Below are 17,569 nucleotides of genomic sequence, written 5' to 3'. Positions count from 1 at the left end.
ACCGAGACCGAGGGAGTTCCCATGACCGCGACCACCCTGGCGACCGTGACAGTGACCGGAGCGGGGGGCCAGATCGGCTACGCGCTGCTGTTTCGCATCGCCTCAGGGCAGCTGCTCGGGCCGAACATCCGGGTGCGCCTGAACCTGCTTGAAATCCCCGCCGGGCTGGCCGGGGCCGAGGGTGCTGCGCTCGAACTGCAGGACGCCGCCTTCCCCCTCCTCGACGCCGTCACCGTCACCGACAGCGCGGCGACCGCGTTCGACGGAGCAAACGTGGCGCTGCTCGTCGGCTCCCGCCCCCGTGGCCCCGGAATGGAACGCGCGGACCTGCTGGCGGCGAACGGTGCCATTTTCGGGCCGCAGGGCGCCGCGCTGAACGCGGGCGCGGCATCCGACATCCGCGTGGTCGTTGTCGGCAACCCGGCCAACACGAATGCCCTGATCGCGGCGGCACATGCGCCGGACATCCCGCGGGAGCGGTTCACGGCGCTCACCCGGTTGGACCACAACCGAGCGGTCGGGCTGCTCGCCGCGAAGCTCGGGGTGCCGGCCGGAGACATCGACGGCGTCACCATCTGGGGCAACCACTCGGCAACTCAGTATCCGGACCTGTCTTATGCCACCGCGGCGGGGCGAGAAGTTCGCGAGCTCGTGGACGACGAATGGGTTCGCGAGGAGTTCATTCCCCGCGTCGCCAACCGTGGTGCGGAGATCATCGAGGTCCGCGGCTCGAGTTCGGTCGGCTCAGCGGCGAGCGCCACGATCGATCACATGTACGACTGGGTGAACGGAAACCGCGGCCGGTGGACCAGCGTCGCTCTGCCCTCTGACGGCAGCTACGGGGTGCCGGAGGGCTTGATCTCGTCGTTCCCCGCGACGAGCGTCGACGGCGCCTGGCGGATCGTTCCCGGACTCGACATCGACGCGTTCGCCCGCCAGCGGATCGACGCCTCGGTGCGGGAACTTGCCACAGAACGGGAGCAGGTGCAAGCGCTCGGACTGATTTAGCGCACGGGCGAGGATCAGGCGTACCGTGGCGGCATGGACTATCGTTACCTTGGCAATTCAGGCCTGAAGATCACCGAAATCACGTACGGCAACTGGCTCACCCATGGTTCGCAGGTCGAGAACGACGCCGCCCGCGCCTGCGTGGCCGCAGCGCTCGAGAGCGGGATCACTTCGTTCGACACGGCGGATGCCTACGCCAACACCGCGGCGGAGACCGTGCTCGGCGAGGCACTCAAATCGGAACGGCGCGAGTCGCTCGAGATCTTCACCAAGGTGTACTGGCCCACAGGGCCGAAGGGGCCCAACGACTCCGGGCTCAGCCGCAAACACATCCTCGAGTCGATCGACGGGTCACTGTCACGACTGGGCACTGACTACGTCGACCTGTACCAGGCTCACCGCTACGACGCGGAAACACCGCTTGAGGAGACCATGCAGGCGTTCGCCGACGTGGTGCGCCAGGGCAAAGCGCTGTACATCGGTGTCTCCGAGTGGAACGCCGACCAGCTCCGCCGCGGCAGCGCGCTGGCGAAGGACCTCGGCATCTCGCTCATCTCGAATCAGCCTCAGTACTCGATGCTCTGGCGAGTGATCGAAGCAGAAGTGGTGCCGACATCCAGGGAGCTCGGCATTTCGCAGATCGTCTGGTCGCCTGTCGCCCAGGGCATCCTCACCGGCAAATACCTGCCGGGGAAGCCCCTGCCGGAGGGCAGCAGGGCCACCGATGAGAAGGGCGGGGCGGATGCCGTGTCGCGCTTCCTCCGGGACGACGTCCTCACCGCCGTGCAGGATCTCAAGCCGGTCGCCGACGAGCAGGGGCTCACCCTCGCGCAGCTCGCGATCGCGTGGGTGCTCGCGAATGACAACGTGGCATCAGCGATCATCGGGGCATCCCGCCCTGAGCAGGTCCGCGACAATGTGAAAGCTTCAGGCGTCACCCTGTCGGCTGACGTTCTCTCCCGCATCGACGAGGTGCTCGACTCGCTTCCTGAGACCGATCCGCGCAAGACGGTGTCGCCCGAGAAACGCCCGTCGTGACCGTTCACGTCGCCAAGCGAAAGGTAATTCCATGAGTCGCATCGTTCTCATCGGTGGACACGGAAAGATCAGCCGCCACCTCACGTCCCTGCTCGTGGCGAACGGCGACGAGGTCGTCAGTGTGTTCCGCAACCCGGACCACCGGGGCGACATCGAAGCGCTCGGCGCCGAGGCGTTCGTCTGTGACGTGGAGACGGCATCGGTTTCTGACCTGCAAAAGGCGATGGTCGGGGCGGATGCGGTCGTGTTCGCCGCAGGGGCCGGGCCTGGTTCCGGCGCCGCCCGTAAGCGCACGGTGGACTTCGAGGGCTCGACGAAGTCGGCCGCTGCTGCGGAACAGGCAGGGGTGACCCGGTTCGTGCAGGTCTCCGCGATCGGCGTCGATGAAGGCCCAGAACCCGGAGCCGACGAGGTGTGGACCGCGTATGTCGAGGCGAAGCGTGACGCGGATGCCGCGCTGCGGCGAAGCGGGCTCGACTGGACGATCCTTCGCCCCGGGGCGCTCACCGACGACGAACCGACCGGACTGGTGTCTCTTGCTGAGCACACCGAACGGGGCTCGATTCCGCGGGCGGACGTTGCCGCTGTGATCGCGGCGGTGCTCACCTTCCCTGAGACGGCCGGGCACACCTGGGACCTGATCTCGGGCGAGACACCGATCCCCGCTGCTGTCGCAGCTGCGGTTTCGGCCGGCTGAGCGGTTCGTCCGGCGCTGAAGCCGGCGCCGCCCAGCGCATTACTCAGCCCATCCTTCGGCGTACCCCCGGCGACCTGCGCAGTCGGGCGGGTGCTGCTGGGCCGACGGTGAAATGGGCGGAGTTATGAACCGCAGAACGCGGGCACGGGAACAACGACGGCGGCGGTTGTCGGGTACAACCGCCGCCGCCGGGCTACTGCTTCTTGCTCTTCTTGGGGTGGTTCAGCGCGTCGAACGACGACTTCGCCGCCTTCTCATCCACCGGGGCCTTGCCTGAGGCGCGAAGCTCGGCTACGTACGCCGCGGCTTCCTCCTGCCGCTCCGCCTCGATGCCCGACGCGATCGGCGCCCGCAGGTGCTCCTGGGTGTAACCGAACGCATCGGCCAGGTCGACGGCATGCGGGCGTAGGCGAGAAAGCAGGCGATCGATGTACGCGGTCACCGACTGGGCGCGCTGCCCGGACAACCGGCCGTGGATGAGGTACCAGGCGAGGTGCTTCTCGACCAGGCCGAAGCCGAACAGGTCACGCAGCCAGGTCAGGACCTTCTTCGTGTCCGGGTCGGAGATCGTCGCGAGGGCCTCCGTGAACGCCTCCCACTGCAGCAACTCGGCGTGGGCGATTGCCGCTTCGATCAGTTCGTTCTGGTTCTCGTTGAACAGCGCAGCCGCTTCGGCCCTCGAGAGTTTGCTTGCCGCGCGAAGCCGTCCTGCGATCGTGGCGATCATGGCCTCAACCCGGTCGGTCAGCAGCTCGCGCTGCGCCTGCTCGTCCTGGAGGCGACCGACGGATCGTGCCGTTGAGCCGAAGTCGGCAACGGTCTGGGCGAGCGACCGCAGCCCCGTGCCGTTCACGACCTTGCCTCGAGCCTGCTCCGCTGCGAACCGCGCGAGCGTTGTGGCATCCGCGTCCTTGAACCGCTTGCCGTAGTCGCCGAGCAGTCGCTTACCGACGAGCTGGAGCAGCACGTTGTTGTCGCCCTCGAAGGTGACATAGACGTCGAGGTCGGCGCGGAGGCTCGTGAGCCGGTTCTGCGCCATGAATCCGGCGCCGCCGCAGGCTTCGCGCGCCTCTTGAAGCGTTTCGAGGGCGTGCCATGTGGAGAGCGATTTGAGCGCGGCGGCGAGGGTTTCGAGGTCCTGCCGGTCGTCCTCGGTGTCTCTCTTGCCGCTGAACACACCGTCGAACTTAACGAGCAGCTGGTCGTGTGCGAAGTTCTGCGCATACGTAGTGGCGAGTTTCGTCAGCAGCCGACGCTGGTGGCGCTGGTAGTCGAGGATCACCTCTTCGTGCACGTCACTCGCCGCGTTGAACTGGCGACGCTGGCTGCCGTAGGTGATCGCGATCTGAAGGGCGACAGCGGATGCCGCGACGGCGGCTCCGTCCAGCGACACGCGTCCCTGGACGAGGGTGCCGAGCATGGTGAAGAAGCGACGCCCCGGGCTTTTGATCGGTGACGAATAGGTGCCGTCGGCGGCGACATCCCCGTACCGGTTGAGCAAGTTGGTGCGCGGGATGCGGACGTTCGTGAAGTGGAGCCTGCCGTTGTCGATGCCGTTGAGGCCGCCCTTGATGCCGTCGTCCTCCCCGCCGACGCCCGGGAGGAAGCTGCCTTCGTCGTCGCGGATGGGCACGTAGAAGCAGTGCACTCCGTGGTTCACGCCGTTGGTGATGAGCTGGGCGAAGAGTGTCGCTGCTTTGCCGTGCACGGCGGCGTTGCCGAGGTAGTCCTTCCACGCTGCGCGGAACGGGGTGTGGATGACGAACTCTTCGGTCTCAGCGTCGTAGGTCGCTGTGGTGGCAATTGATGCGACGTCCGAGCCGTGCCCGATCTCGGTCATCGCGAACGCACCGGGGGTCTCAAGGCTCATGATCGCCGGGAGGAACCGATCGTGGTGTTCTTTCGTGCCGAGGTGAAGCACGGCCGCTCCGAACAGGCCCCATTGGACGCCGGACTTGATCTGCAGCGACGGGTCGGCGGTGACGAGCTCCTCGAAGCCGGCGATGTTTCCTCCGTGGTCGTCCATGCCGCCGAGCTGCTTCGGGAATGCGCGGTGGACCTGGCCGTTCTCCACGAGCAACTTCAGCTGGCCGAAGACGGTCTCGCGGTGATCAGCCATCGACTGGCCTTCGATGCGATGGAATTCGGGTCGCGCCGTCAGACGTCGTGCGGCTTGGCGCTGCTCCGGCCACGAGCCGAGAAGCTTCTCGCCGAGTTCCCCACGGGAGATCCGGATTGCGTCGGTGGCCTGGCTGCCGTCCTCGTCGAGAGAGCTGTCGTCGACGGCGGTGCCGGAAGAGAGGGAGGTGTCGACCATGGGAGTTCCTTTGTCTTTCATCGCTGAAGTACGTGTCATTCCACGGTACGAGCGAGCGAAGAACTGGCGAAATAGCCCGTCCCCTGGCTACAAATGACGTCACGAGCACGCAGCGCACGCTTGAGGAAAGCTACAGAAGCACGGCTGCTTTTACTGCCAGAGTCAACAACGCCAGCCGAGTCGCGACTCCCTCTCGCATGAGGTCCGGCGCCCCTTAACACTCCCGCGGATAACAGCGTATGGTCGAGGGAACACAGCCGGCATGGCTGGCAGGCCAAAGGAGTACGGATGCCTAACAAGTCACCCCAGAAGAATTCTGCGAAGAAGGAACCCGCGAAGTCCCTGAAGGAGAAGCGGCTCGACAAGAAGGCGAAGGGCGAGGACAAGGCCCGCAAGGGATAGACCTCGCGTCAGACACGGCGCTGCGTCGACCTCACGGTCGGCGCAGCGCCTTTCATTTGAGTCTCGGAACGCGCCCTAAGCCGCGGAACCCGCCCTGACGACCTCGAGGATCGCTGCGCCGTAGCTCGCACGTTTCTTCTCTCCGATGCCGCTGATGCCGGCGAGGTCCTCCGACGAGCCCGGCCGCGCCGTCGCGATCGCCCGCAGGGTAGCGTCGCCGAAGACGATGTAGGCGGGAACGCCCTGCTCTTTGGCCTCGGTCGCACGCCACGCACGGAGGGCGTCGAAGAGTTCCGCGTCTGCCGGGTTAAGGTCAGCGACGGCGGCCTTTCTCGCTGCTCCGGCCGAGGCACGACGCTCAGGTTCATTTCGCATCGCCACCGTGAGCCCGCCTGACAGTACCTCGGCGCTGCCGTCGGTCAGGCCGAGGGTTCCATATTCGCCGCGTGTGGCGAGCAGACGTTTGGCCAGCAACTGACGAACAACGCCTCGCCACTGCTGCTCGGTGAGGTCGGCCCCGATCCCCCACGTGGCGATGGTCTCGTGCGACCACTGGCTGGTGCGCGCCGTGGTCTTGCCGCGGAGGATATCGATGAGGTGGCCTGCACCAAACTCCTGGTTGCGTTCCCGTTTCAGCCGGACGATCGTCGAGAGAAGCTTCTGCGCCGGAATTGTGCCGTCCCAGACCTCGGGCGGATCAAGGCAGGTATCGCAGTTGCCGCAGGGCTGGGAGGGCTGGCCGAAGTAACCGAGGAGGTTACGGCGGCGGCACTCGACGGTCTCACAGAGGCCGAGCATGGCGTCGAGGTGCGCTGACATGCGCCTCCGGTGTGCCAGGTCACCTCGAGAGTCGTCGATCATGCGCCGGAGCTGGACGACATCCTGCAATCCGTAGGCGAGCCAGGCAACGGATGGTTCGCCGTCGCGCCCTGCGCGCCCCGTCTCCTGGTAGTAGCCCTCGACGCTCTTGGGCAGGTCGATGTGGGCCACAAACCGCACGTCGGGTTTGTCGATCCCCATGCCGAAGGCGATGGTCGCGACAATGACGATGCCGTCTTCGCGGAGAAACCGGGCCTGGGTTCGCTGGCGCAGTGAGGCGTCGAGTCCTGCATGGTACGGCAGCGCCGCGATTCCGTTCGCCTGCAGGTGCGCCGCCGTTTTCTCTACGGTGTTGCGGCTGAGGGCGTAAACGATGCCCGCCTGCCCGGCTCCCTCTTTACGGATGAAGTCCACGAGCTGTTTGCGCGGCTCGTTCTTGGGAACGATCCGGTACTGGATGTTCGGGCGATCGAAGCTGGCAACGAAATGCCTGGCGTTGTGAAGGTGCAGCCGGTCTGTGATCTCGCGATGGGTGGCCTCCGTCGCCGTCGCGGTGAGGGCGATCCGGGGAACGTCTGGCCAGCGCTCGGCGAGGTCACCGAGGGTGAGATAGTCGGGGCGGAAGTCGTGTCCCCATTGCGAGACACAGTGCGCCTCGTCGATCGCGAAGAGGGCGATCCGGCCGTTCGCGAGGAATCGTTTGGTGGCTTCGGAACCGAGCCGCTCGGGCGCGACATAGAGGAGGTCGAGTTCGCCGGCGAGGTACGCCCGTTCGACCCGGTCGCGTTCCTCCGGGGACTGCGTCGAGTTGAGGAAGGCTGCGTTGACGCCGACGGCCAGGAGTGCATCGACCTGGTCCTGCATGAGGGCGATCAGCGGCGAGATGACAACACCGGTTCCCTCGCGGACGATGGATGGCACCTGGTAGCAGAGGCTTTTTCCGCCACCGGTCGGCATCAGTACGACGGCATCGCCGCCTGCCACGACCTGGTCGACGATGGCTTGCTGTTCGCCACGGAACGAGTCGAAGCCGAACACGCGGGACAGCACCTCGGCCGCGCTGGGACGGACCGGTGCGTGCGGGCTGGATGGCGGGGCGGTTGTCACCTGACGAACGATAGCCTGAGCAGCTGACAACGGCGAATTTTGCCCGCCATCCTCTTTGCGCGGTCGAAAAAGGTCGAGTTCCGCCGAAAACTTCCAGCCAGTTCTGACCGAGCAACGACCCAATAGCCATAGCCGCACGTACGCGCGTGGGCGCGCACGTGCGGCTCCGGTCAGACTGCGGCGGGCGGGCCTCCGGGTTCGGATGCCGCCTCGGCGGGTTCGGCGGACGGCGCACGCCTCCGAACGACAACGAGCACGACGATCGCTGCCACGACGAGAACGCCGAGGCCGAGGCCGATCCACAGGATCGTCGTTGCCGCGGTCGAGGCGTCGTCGGGTTCAGCGACCGGGGCGGCCGTTGCGGTGTCCGGCGGAACGACCGGAGCGGCCTCCGTCTCTTCGGGGGCTGCTGTCTCCGACGCAGCGGGCGCCTGGCCGCAGGTCGGCGGGGCGGAGAATCCGCTTCCGATCTCCTGGCCGCCGGCAGGCTGCCAGGTGAAGACGATGTCGCCGCCGCTGGCAGCGCTCGTGATCGGGTGCCCGTCCGCCGACACAACACCCCACGCGACGCGGTACTCGCCCGCTTCGCCGAGCAGGACAGGCATCGTGATACTCGCCCCGGCGACGGTCACGCATCCGTCACCGTAATAGAGCGGAGTGTCGCCTGGGCCGCTCACCTGGAGGAAGGTCGTCGGGCTGTCGGGGCCCGAGTCGAGCAGGGCGTCGCTCGTGGTGATCACGAACGTGCCGGGCTGCTCGGTCACGACCGACCCCGTGGCAGGAGTAGAGGAAACGAGTGAGTTGTGGGCCTGCGCAGGGGTAACCCCCACGAGAGCCGCGAGCGCTATGCCCGCGAGGATGCCGGCCATGACGGGACGGGAACGGAATGAAGCCATAAGGGTGGTCCTCAGAAAGATGTAACTTGAGAAATAAACGGGGGGAACGGGTGCGCCGAATGACCACCCGAACCGAAAGCGCGACCAACCGACCGAAAACAATTGGACGCGACCGATACGGCCGCTACGCGAAGGAGCGCGCGGTAACGAGCAGCGGTGGCCCCCGCCGGTTCGCCGAGAACGGCAGCAGCGCAGTGGATCCCCGGAGAACCGGCAACCACCCGGGCACCGTGGTGGCGGGGGTGGAGGGCGAAACGGCTCCGAGCGCAGCGATGACCGCGCGGAACGCCAGCCCGAGCGTGTTCCCGAACGCTCTCAGCACACGTTCGCCGTGCTGAAGGGCGGCGATCGTTACGGCTGCAGCAGCAGCGTGACCGAGCCACATGACGACGTCGGCCGACTGGTGCACGTGGGGAACGACATCCGCTGTGAGCACGACCATGCCGTGGTGCCCGGACTGCGTCGCCGTGCCGGACGTATCAGGGAGCGCGCCGAAAAGACCGTGGAATGCGGCCTGGCTCGCGGCGACGGCGACGGTGAGTCGCGCCGGAGTCGCCCGACCGGCGAGAGCGACGCAGACCGCGACGGCGAGGACGGATGCCACGGCGAGCGCCACGATGCTCGGTGCCTCACCCGAGGCGACGCCGTGCGAGAACGCGGCCGTAAACGTCGATACGGCCGCCGCGAGGACACCGCGTGTCACCCGTGTTCGTCGTGCCTGCATTTGTCCTCCTGCTGCTTCCACTGTACTTCGGAGCGGCCGGGAGGACGGATCGGTCAACGCCGCTACGCTGAGCCCCATGCTCACCGCCATCGTCGGACTCACCGGCGCGCTCATCTTCGGCGCAGCCGACTTTCTCGGCGGCCTCGCGTCCAAACGGATCAGTCCGATCCGGGTGACGGCCGTCGCCGCCGCGGCTGGACTTGTCGGGCTTCTTGTCGTGCTCGCGCTCGGTTTCGGCACCTGGTCGGCCGAGGCCGTCCTGTGGGGCGCGCTGTCGGGGGTGACCGGCGCTATCGCCATCTCACTCCTGTACGCCTGCCTCGCCATCGGGCCGATGAGCATCCTCTCTCCCCTCACCGCCGTCGTCTCCGCGATCGTTCCGATGACATGGGGGCTGCTCGGCGGTGAGCGACTGGGCCTGGCCGGCTACCTGGCCCTCGGACTCGCGCCCGTCGCCGTGGTCCTGGTCGGCTTCGTACCCGAGAAGGGGGCAGTGCGGCCGAGCCTCAAGGGAATCCTCATGGCGGTGGGCTCGGGGGCCATGATCGGGACCTTCATGATCCTCATCGACCAGACCCCGGAGGACTCTGGGGTGGTGCCGCTCGTGATGAACCGGGCGGTCAACGCCGCGCTCATGTTCGTCACGGTCGGCGTCCTGTGGTTCATCAGCCGTCGGGCCGCACGGACGCGGGTTGCGGAATCCGTGCACGAGGATGCGGCGCAGGTCCTGCATCAGGCCACCCCGCACGACCCTGCACCGATCAGCGCAGGTTGGAGACCGGGCCTTGCGCTCGCGGTCGCGTGCGGCATCGTCGACGCTGTCGCGAACACTCTCCTGTTGATCGGCATCCGGATCGGTGATCTCAGCGTGATGAGCGTGCTCACGGCGATGTACCCGGCCGGCACCATCCTCCTCGCAGCGGTCGTACTCCGGGAGCGCATCGCGCCCGTGCAGTGGGTCGGCCTCGCCCTTGCGCTCCTCGCGGCCGGGATGCTCGCACTCGCCTGAAATCCATGCATGCGAATAAACTCGGCGGGACTAGGTTGAGAAGAAGAGACTCGCCGTAGTCGAGACGGAGCGGACATGGATACCTCGAACGCGCAGGTGCGCCTGCTGCGCAACGACGCAGGACATCGCTATGAGATCTGGGTCGGGGATGCCCTGGCGGGCGTCGCCACGTACCGGGAAAGCCACGATCGCGTGACGTTCCTGCACACCATCGTCGACGAGGCGTTCGGCGGCAGGGGTTTCGGCAGCCGACTCGCCGCGTTCGCACTGCAGGACACCGTCGATCGCGGCAAGCGGATCGTCCCGGTGTGCCCGTTCATCGCCGAGTACCTTCAGAGCCACCACGAGTTCGACGAGCACATCGACCTGCCGAAGGCCGCGCAGTCATGACCCGGCTCGATGCCCCGGTCGACGAAAGCAGCTGCCACCGGATCGACCAGGACGGACCGGCCACTCGTCTGCTGGAGGCCCGCGAGGTGCCGCTCGGTGGCATCCGGGGAATCCTCGTGCGCCGTTCGCTCCCACAACGCGAATTGCCGATGGTCGGCGCGTGGTGCTTCCTCGACCGTTTCGATGACGCGCAGTCGCACATGCGCGTGCTTCCGCACCCGCACACCGGCCTGCAGACGGTGACCTGGCCGATCGAAGGCAGCATCCGTCACCGTGACAGCGTCGGATCCGACGTGGCTGTTCAGCCTGGCGAGCTCAACATCATGACGAGTGGCTACGGCATCTCGCACTCCGAGTTCTCTCTCGGTCAGGTTGAGTCCGCGCTGCGAGGGTTGCAGCTCTGGGTTGCCTTGCCGCGTGAGATGGCGGCCGTCGACCCGTTCTTTGAGCGCCACACCCGGCTTCCCGTCTACGAAACGGACGGCCTGGTTGCGACGGTGCTCGTCGGGCGCCTCGGGGACCTCGAGTCCGACGCAACGATCTTCACTCCCCTGATGGGAGCGGATGCGATCGTCGACGCCGGCGCGCAGGCATCGCTTCCTCTCGCTCCGTCCTTCGAATACGCCGTGATGGTGATCTCCGGTTCGCTCGATGTCGCCGGGCACCGGCTCACCAGCGGACCCCTGCTGTACCTGGGACTCGGGCGTAAGAACCTCGACGTGTCCAGCGCCGACGGCGCCCGCTTCGTTCTCCTCGGCGGCGTCCCGTTCGGGGAGGAACTCATCATGTGGTGGAACTTCGTCGGCCGTAGCCACGACGAGATCGTCACCGCACGCGACGACTGGGAGCGAGGCGCCGACCGGTTCGGTCGCGTCGACGGCCACGGCGGCGAACGCATCCCCGCCCCTCCGCTCCCCACCGTGCGACTGACCCCGCGCAAGCGACGTGTCTGACTCCGGTCGCTCTTTGGAATGAGGCAAGCCTCAGCTAAATTGAGAGGCGCGGCTCTGCCCGCAACGACCCGACTGATCGGTAGAGAGCACCCATGCGAAACAGCAGCACACGGCTCCTCCTGACGTGCGCCGCAATCGGCGTCGGCGGCGGGCTCGTCTTCGTTGCGAGCGGGTATCTCCAGGGCATCATCGCCGCGACGCTCCCGATTCTCTACGGGCTTCTCATCGGGGTCTACTTTCTGCCGGGAGTTCTCGCACAATCGTTACTGCGGCGGGGCGGCGCTGCCCTCCTCACCGGCCTTTTCGCGGGACTTGTGGCGGCGGCGTTCAGCCCGCAATGGTTCTTTCGCTACCTCGGGGCCGGTCTCGCCATCGGCGCGCTTCAGGAACTGCCGTTCCTCGTGACCCGGTATCGCTACTGGAAGGCGTGGGTGTTCTACCTGGCCGCGACGATCGCTGGGCTGGTTTTCGGCTTCGGGGTGTTCGTGGTGATCGGATTGAGCAACTTCACCGGCTGGGCGAACCTGGTGTACTTCGTTCTCTTTGTCGTGAGCCCCGTGCTTGCCACCTGGATCGGACGGATTCTCGCGGACCGGCTCGACAAAACAGGGGTCGCTCGTGGTCTGCAGCAGGAAATCGACCGTCGCGCGGGCCGCAGGCAAGACACGAATGCACTGATGGTCGCGGCGTGAGCCGTTGACTGGCATGGACGATCGGGATGTCCTGCCCCTTCGAGTGCGCGACCTGGCTATCCGCCATGACGGTCGCACCGGGAACACCCCGGCCGGCGTCTCGTTCGACATAGCACCCGGTGAGGTCGTGCTGCTGCTGGGTCCGTCCGGCTGCGGCAAGTCCACCCTCGCACTCGCCCTCAACGGGCTCGTCCCGCACGCCGTCCCAGCGCGCCTGGCCGGCGCTGTCATTGCAGGCGGCATCGACACGATGGACGCCACGGTGGCGCAGCTGTCGGAAAAAGTCGCGATGGTCTTCCAAGACCCCGACGCTCAGATTGTCACCGGATCCGTGCTCGACGAGGTGTGTTTCGGCCCGGAGAACCTGGGGCTCCCGGTAGAGGTCGGCCTCGCGCGCGCCGAAGCGTCACTGCGCGCTGTCGGGCTGTGGGAGCGCCGGGCAGAAAACCCTGACCTTCTCTCCGGCGGAGGACGCCAGCGCCTGAGCATCGCGTGCGCACTGGCGATGGGAGCGCCCTTGCTGGTGCTCGACGAGCCAACGGCGAACCTCGACCCGGTCGGTATCGATGAGGTTTACGCCGTGCTGCGGGACCTGGTGACACAGGGCGATAAGTCAATCCTCCTGATCGAGCACAACCTCGACGCGGCGATCGAGCTCATCGACCGCGTGATCGTCCTCGACAGCGGCGGCCGGGTGGCGCTGAACGGCACGCCGGGCGCTGTACTCGCCGCGCGGGCGGAGGACGTCGCGGCACTGGGAGTCTGGCTGCCCGTCGCGACGCTCGCAGCTTTGCGCCTGCGCCGAGCGGGCGTGGAGATCGACCCTCTTCCGCTCACCGGGGCACAGCTCGCGGCCGCGCTCGACGGCATCCGTGTGCTGCCGGAACCTGCCGCTCGGGCGAGGTTGCAGCGACGTGGCGACGAGGCTGCGGTGCGGGTTCGCGATCTGACGGTTGTCCGAAGCGGCAGCACGCTGCTGGATTCCGTGTCGCTCGACATTGCGGCCGGGGACTTCACCGCCGTCATCGGGACAAATGGGGCGGGCAAGACGACCCTTGTTCAGGCGATCGCCGGTGTCGTGCCGCCGCCGCGGGGCCGGATCACCGTCGCGGGCCTCGACCCGACCACAAGTGACGTTCGGGCGCTTGCCGCTCACATCGGTTTCGTGTTCCAGAACCCGGAGCACCAGTTCCTCGAGAACACCGTCTGGGATGAACTCGCGTATGGCCTGCGGCTGGCCGGCGGTTCGATGGATGCTGCGGGCGTGGAGTCCACGGTGACCGGAATGCTCGAGCGATTCGGGCTCGAGGAGCTGCGCGATGCGCATCCTTTCCTGCTGTCCGGTGGGCAGAAACGGCGCCTGTCGGTTGGCACGGCGCTCGTCACCGGGGCACCGGTGCTCGTTCTCGATGAGCCGACCTTCGGGCAGGACCGGGAGCGCGCTGACGAGTTGCTGGCTCTTCTCACCGTCCTCAACCGGGGCGGCCGCACCATCATCGCCGCCACCCACGACCTGCAGCTTGTCGCCGAGTACGCGCACTCCGTCGCGGTGCTGAGTTCGGGCAAGCTGCTCGCGTTTGGCCCGACGGCGGAGATCCTCGGCGATGCGGAGCTGATCGCACGCGCCGGGCTGCGGCTGCCGCCACTGGCGACGGCGATGGGAGCCGTTGAGAAGCATCCGTCGTGGAGGTCCGTCACCCGCCTCGCCGACCTACCGGGGTCACCGTCATGACGACCGACCCGTACGCATCGGTCACAGCGCCGCCGCGATTCTTCCTGCACCGGCTCAATCCGCTGTCGAAGCTCGCCGCCCCGCTGCCGTTCATGGCCTGGCTGCTCGTCGTCCGCGACGTGTGGACTCCGCTGCTCTTTCTTCTCTTCGCCGTGATCACGATCCTGATCGGTGCGCGGCTGACTCTCCGCCGGGCAGTAGCGCTCGTCATCGGCCTGCCGCTGCTCATCCTTCTGCTGTCGTTCAGTTTCGGGTTGTGGACGGATGCCGCCCGCGTCGACACGACGCCCCTCCTGTTCCAGATCGGCGAGTACCGGTTCTACCTGGGCGCCTGGCTGATCGGGTTGGCCACCGCGCTCAGGCTCGGCGCGGTGCTTGCGCTCGCACTCATTCCGGGCCTGACGACCACTGGCCCCGAACTGGTCCGCGCCTCGGTGGAGCACCTGCGTGTTCCGTACCGGGTCGGCTACACGGCGCTCGCTGCCTACCGGTTCGTCCCCCGGTTCCGGCACGATCTGGATCTCATCCGGCAGGCCCATCGCGTTCGGGGCGTTGCCGGCGGACGCGGGCCGATCGCCGGCATCCGTCGCGGCCTCGGTTATGTCGTTCCGCTGCTCGCTGGAGCCATCCGGCACGCCGAGCGGGTGTCGTTCGCGATGGACTCGCGCGCTTTCGGTGCGCATCCGACCCGGACCGAGCGCTACCTCATGCCTTTACGGGTTCGCGATGCCGTGTTCACCGCCCTGTTCTGGCTTATCGGGGCAGGGCTTCTCGTCGTTGCTGCGCGGCTGGGCGGGGCTCTGCCCTAAGACGCATCCCGCACGGTCGTCAAGGCGCGCTCGAGCCCCTTCAGTACGCGCACATGGCTCTCAGGATGACCCTTACGGTGTTTTTGCGCATCCTCAGCCCTCGGAGCGACCGCTCGCGGTTTCATCCACACGCCCGAGCCGGCGTCGGCAATCCATCGAATCTATGTTCTAATACTTCTATGCGGTGGGACGGACAACAACTGGGCACGGAGGAGCCGTCGGCGCTGCCCGGGCTCGCGAAGCTCAACAACCTTGTGCGCAGTGTGCAGACGCCGGAGTTCGCCGGTGTTACCTTTCACGAAGTGCTGGCCAAGTCGGCGCTTAATCGGGTGCCGCGGCAATCGCAGATGCCGTTCGGCTGGACGATCAATCCGTACCGTGGATGCAGTCATGCGTGTGTTTATTGCTTTGCCCGCCCCACCCACACCTACCTCGACTTCAACGCCGGCGCTGACTTCGACAACCAGGTCGTCGTCAAGATCAACGTCGCTGACGTGCTCGCCAAGGAGGTCGCGAAACCGAGCTGGGGGCAGTTCCCGGTCGCCCTCGGCACCAACACTGACCCGTACCAGCGCGCCGAAGGGCGGTATGCGCTCATGCCCGGGATCATCGAGGCACTCGCCCGGTCGGGCACTCCCCTGTCCATCCTCACCAAGGGCACGCTTCTCCGGCGCGACCTGCCCCTGCTGGCGGAGGTGGCACAATCAGTGCCGGTAGACCTGGCCATGTCCATCGCGATCTACGATGACGAGCTCCAGAAGTCGATCGAACCGGGCACACCGTCGGCAAAAGCACGACTGGCAACGGTGACCGCCGTGCGCGACGCCGGGCTCGACTGCAGCGTCTTCCTGATGCCGATCCTGCCGTACCTGACCGACACGAAGGCACACCTCGACGAAGCACTTCGCCGCGTGAAAGAGGCGGGCGGCACGAGCGTGCTCTTCTCCTCGCTCTACCTCAAACCCGGAGTGAAGCCGTGGTTCATGCACTGGCTCCAGAGGGAACATCCGGAACTCGTCCCCAAATACACGGAGCTCTACTCCCGCGGTCAGTACGCGCCAAAGGAATACCGAAAGTGGCTGGCAGCCCGGATCTCTCCGCTCATTCGCTCGCATGGCCTGGAGCGAGGCCTCGAGGACCCGTCGACAGGCGGCATCCGATCAAAAGCGCTCGGGATGCTCCGGAACGACGCGGGTGAGCGCGTCGCGTTCGCAAGCGACGACGGATCGACCGGTGCACGCATCCTGCCGGCGACCGAGCAGCCGACGCTGTTTTGACAGCCACGTAGATACGAAAACACCCGCCCCGGGCGGAACCATCCGGCAGAGCGGGCGCTTCCGTCCGGAACGGGTGTTCCGGTGAACCTCGGTGCTAGCGGGTGAGCTTCTCGTTGGTCATGCGACCGGCGAGCTCCTCGATGATCTCGTCGCCGGGGCGCGCGTTCACGTAGTCGGCCTCGATCTCGGCACGGCCGAGGAGGTCGGTCATACGACGCTGGCGCGCCTTCGGGATGAGCGTGACGACGATGCCCTCCTTGCCGGCCCGGCCGGTGCGGCCCGAGCGGTGCAGGTACGTCTTGTACTCATCCGGCGCGTCGGCCTGGATGACCAGGGTGATGTCGTCGACGTGGATGCCGCGGGCGGCAACGTCGGTCGCGACCAGCACGTTGACGCGCCCTGAGGTGAGCTGGGCGAGGTTGCGGGTACGGCGAGCCTGGTTCAGATCACCGTGCAGGGCGACGGCACGGATGCCGGCGTCCTCCAGCTGGTCGGTCAGCCGCTCGGCGTATGCGCGAGTCCGCGAGAAGATCAGGGTCTTCTCGTTGCGGTCGGCGAGCTGCTCGATGAGGAGGTCCTTATCGCGGTGCTCGACGACGAGGACGCGGTGATCGATCGTCGCTGAGGCCTGGTCTTCACCGGCGACCTCGTGCACGGACGGCTTCGGGAGGAACTCCTTGACGAGCGACGCAACGCCCTTGTCAAGGGTTGCCGAGAAGAGGAGCTTCTGGCCACCGGGAGCGGTCAGGCGGAGGATCCGCTGCACCGGCTCGAGGAATCCGAGGTCGCACATGTGGTCGGCCTCGTCGAGGACGGTGATGGTCACCTCGGAGAGGTCAAGGCGACCCTGCTCGATGAGGTCTTCGATGCGCCCAGGGGTGCCGACGATGATATCGACTCCGCGCTGGAGGGCGCCGACCTGGCGTGCCTGCGGCACACCGCCGTAGATCTGCGTGGTGAACAGGCCGACGCTGCGGGCAATCGGCTGGACGGTGCGGTCGATCTGCAGCGCCAGCTCGCGGGTCGGGGCCAGGATGAGGGCGCGGGGCTTGCGGCCCATGGCGCGCTTTTTGCCTCCGCCGTTTTCCATCAGCTTCTCGACCAGCGGTGCGCCGAAGGCAATGGTCTTGCCCGATCCGGTGCGGCCGCGGCCGAGAACGTCCCGGCCGGCGAGAACGTCTGGAATGGTTGCCGCCTGGATCGGGAACGGGCTCGGAGCGCCGAGTTCGGCGAGCGCGGCGACGATGTTGCCGCCGAGGCCGAGGTCGGAGAAGCTCACACCTTCGACGTCGGTCGCCAGCGTGGCCTGGGCCTCGAGGCGTTCAAGCACGACGTCGTCTTCAGGCGTGAAGTGGCCCTTGGCGTCACGGTTCGGGTAGAAGTTCTTCTCACCGGCGTCACGGCGGGGACGGTCGTTGCCGAAGTCGCGGCGGGGGCCGCGGTCATCGCGGTTGTACGAACCGCGCTCGGGGCGGTCGCTGGAGGAACGCTGCGGGCGGTCGTCGCGGTTGTACGACGGGCGCTGTGGGCGGTCATCGCGGTTGTAAGCGGGGCGCTCGGTACGCTCGCCGCGGTTGAAGGCGGGACGCTCGGTGCGCTCGCCGCGGTTGTACGCAGGACGCTCGGTCCGGCTCTCACCGCGGTTGTACGCGGGACGCTCGGTCCGGCTCTCACCGCGGTTGTACGCAGGACGCTCGGT

15 protein-coding genes are annotated in these 17,569 nt (G+C 67.0%); 10 read left to right on the top strand and 5 right to left on the bottom strand.

The window, feature by feature from the left end:
• Positions 1-21: 21 nt before the first annotated feature.
• From BM197_RS08710 to BM197_RS08700, 3 genes are read left to right on the top strand one after another with little or no spacing between them, the layout of a single operon-like run.
• Positions 22-1,008 carry a malate dehydrogenase gene (locus BM197_RS08710; RefSeq protein WP_090710640.1) on the top strand — a complete coding sequence of 329 codons (987 nt, stop codon included), beginning with the start codon at positions 22-24 and terminating at the stop codon, positions 1,006-1,008.
• A gap of 33 nt (positions 1,009-1,041) precedes the next feature.
• On the top strand, positions 1,042-2,046 hold the full coding sequence (locus BM197_RS08705; protein ID WP_090710638.1) for an aldo/keto reductase family protein: 1,005 nt from the start codon (positions 1,042-1,044) through the stop codon (positions 2,044-2,046).
• Between the two features lie 31 nt (positions 2,047-2,077).
• Positions 2,078-2,743: an SDR family oxidoreductase gene (locus BM197_RS08700; RefSeq protein ID WP_090710637.1), complete on the top strand. Its 666-nt coding sequence runs from the start codon at positions 2,078-2,080 to the stop codon at positions 2,741-2,743.
• A gap of 193 nt (positions 2,744-2,936) precedes the next feature.
• Here the strand turns inward: BM197_RS08700 and BM197_RS08695 are convergent, their stop codons facing one another.
• The 4 genes from BM197_RS08695 to BM197_RS08680 form a co-directional block, all read right to left on the bottom strand.
• Entirely contained in the window at positions 2,937-5,060 is a 2,124-nt protein-coding gene (locus BM197_RS08695; protein WP_177216788.1) for an acyl-CoA dehydrogenase family protein, read from the bottom strand.
• A gap of 477 nt (positions 5,061-5,537) precedes the next feature.
• Positions 5,538-7,388, bottom strand: coding sequence for a DNA helicase RecQ (gene recQ, locus BM197_RS08690; RefSeq protein ID WP_245762464.1), 1,851 nt, complete (start codon positions 7,386-7,388; stop codon positions 5,538-5,540).
• Between the two features lie 170 nt (positions 7,389-7,558).
• The gene (locus BM197_RS08685) at positions 7,559-8,284 is read right to left on the bottom strand and encodes a copper resistance CopC family protein (protein ID WP_090710634.1); all 726 of its coding nucleotides are present in this window, start codon (positions 8,282-8,284) and stop codon (positions 7,559-7,561) included.
• A 124-nt stretch (positions 8,285-8,408) separates the two neighbouring features.
• Entirely contained in the window at positions 8,409-9,008 is a 600-nt protein-coding gene (locus BM197_RS08680) for a hypothetical protein (RefSeq protein WP_090710632.1), read from the bottom strand.
• A gap of 76 nt (positions 9,009-9,084) precedes the next feature.
• Between BM197_RS08680 and BM197_RS08675 the strand changes: the two genes are divergently transcribed.
• The 7 genes from BM197_RS08675 (at position 9,085) to BM197_RS08645 (ending at position 15,870) form a co-directional block, all read left to right on the top strand.
• The gene (locus tag BM197_RS08675) at positions 9,085-10,017 is read left to right on the top strand and encodes an EamA family transporter (protein ID WP_090710630.1); all 933 of its coding nucleotides are present in this window, start codon (positions 9,085-9,087) and stop codon (positions 10,015-10,017) included.
• 75 nt (positions 10,018-10,092) lie between these two features.
• Entirely contained in the window at positions 10,093-10,407 is a 315-nt protein-coding gene (locus BM197_RS08670) for a GNAT family N-acetyltransferase (protein ID WP_090710629.1), read from the top strand.
• Entirely contained in the window at positions 10,404-11,360 is a 957-nt protein-coding gene (locus BM197_RS08665; protein ID WP_090710627.1) for a pirin family protein, read from the top strand. Before BM197_RS08670 ends, BM197_RS08665 begins: the two co-directional genes overlap by 4 nt.
• Before the next feature lie 92 nt (positions 11,361-11,452).
• Positions 11,453-12,052: an ECF transporter S component gene (locus BM197_RS08660; protein ID WP_090710625.1), complete on the top strand. Its 600-nt coding sequence runs from the start codon at positions 11,453-11,455 to the stop codon at positions 12,050-12,052.
• 13 nt (positions 12,053-12,065) lie between these two features.
• Positions 12,066-13,784, top strand: a complete 1,719-nt coding sequence (locus BM197_RS08655; RefSeq protein WP_090710623.1) for an ABC transporter ATP-binding protein — start codon at positions 12,066-12,068, stop codon at positions 13,782-13,784.
• A complete protein-coding gene (locus BM197_RS08650; protein ID WP_090710772.1) occupies positions 13,781-14,593 on the top strand; it encodes an energy-coupling factor transporter transmembrane component T family protein in 813 nt (270 codons plus the stop codon). Before BM197_RS08655 ends, BM197_RS08650 begins: the two co-directional genes overlap by 4 nt.
• 179 nt (positions 14,594-14,772) lie before the next feature.
• Positions 14,773-15,870 (top strand): Rv2578c family radical SAM protein, encoded by a 1,098-nt coding sequence (locus BM197_RS08645; RefSeq protein ID WP_090710621.1) that lies wholly within the window; start codon positions 14,773-14,775, stop codon positions 15,868-15,870.
• Between the two features lie 94 nt (positions 15,871-15,964).
• Here the strand turns inward: BM197_RS08645 and BM197_RS08640 are convergent.
• A partial coding sequence (locus tag BM197_RS08640) for a DEAD/DEAH box helicase (protein ID WP_090710619.1) occupies positions 15,965-17,569 on the bottom strand: 1,605 nt, incomplete at its 5' end.

This window comes from Mycetocola miduiensis (assembly GCF_900115155.1).
Lineage (GTDB): Bacteria > Actinomycetota > Actinomycetes > Actinomycetales > Microbacteriaceae > Mycetocola_A > Mycetocola_A miduiensis.
The sequence above is the reverse complement of the archived record's forward strand: the minus strand, read 5'-3'. Positions and strand labels throughout refer to the sequence as shown.